Raw genomic sequence first — 541 nt, forward strand, 5'->3', positions numbered from 1 at the left:
GCGGGTCATGCCGACGTTGTAACGCGCCCCCCTATCCAGCCACCTTTACCCATCACAATAGGCTGAGGGAGCTTGCTAGCAAGCAGGCTCTCTCAGCCGCCTCGTTATATAGCCCAAGGCATACCGCCTATACAACCCCCATGAAATGGTACCGATATCACGCAATCTTCCGGTAACTTGTAACGAATGTTGTAAAGCCCTTTTTTCTGTCATGGTTTGCCCCTAATATTGCATTTGTGCAAGAAAGCCCGGACTAATCCGGATTTTTCCAGCACGATCACTGCAAATAACGACAAATTCGCAAGGGGACCCGTTTTGGCTTCCATTCTGGTCTTACATGGCCCAAACCTGAACCTGCTTGGCACCCGCGAGCCGGACAAGTATGGCCATGCCACCCTGGCGGACATCAACCAGCAACTGCAGGAACAGGCCAGCACGGCCGGCCATCACCTGCAGCATCTGCAAAGCAACGCGGAATACGAGCTGGTCGAGCGCGTACACGATGCCCGCACCGAGGGAATCGACTTCATCATTATCAACC

At 53.8% G+C, this 541-nt stretch carries 1 protein-coding gene; it reads left to right on the top strand.

Going from position 1 to position 541, the window contains the following annotated elements; genetic code table 11:
• Nucleotides 1–315: 315 nt before the first annotated feature.
• Nucleotides 316–541: type II 3-dehydroquinate dehydratase (locus A3730_RS11240; RefSeq protein ID WP_156501157.1), on the top strand; the 226-nt coding region annotated here is incomplete at its 3' end.

The organism is Alcanivorax sp. HI0044 (assembly GCF_001634945.1).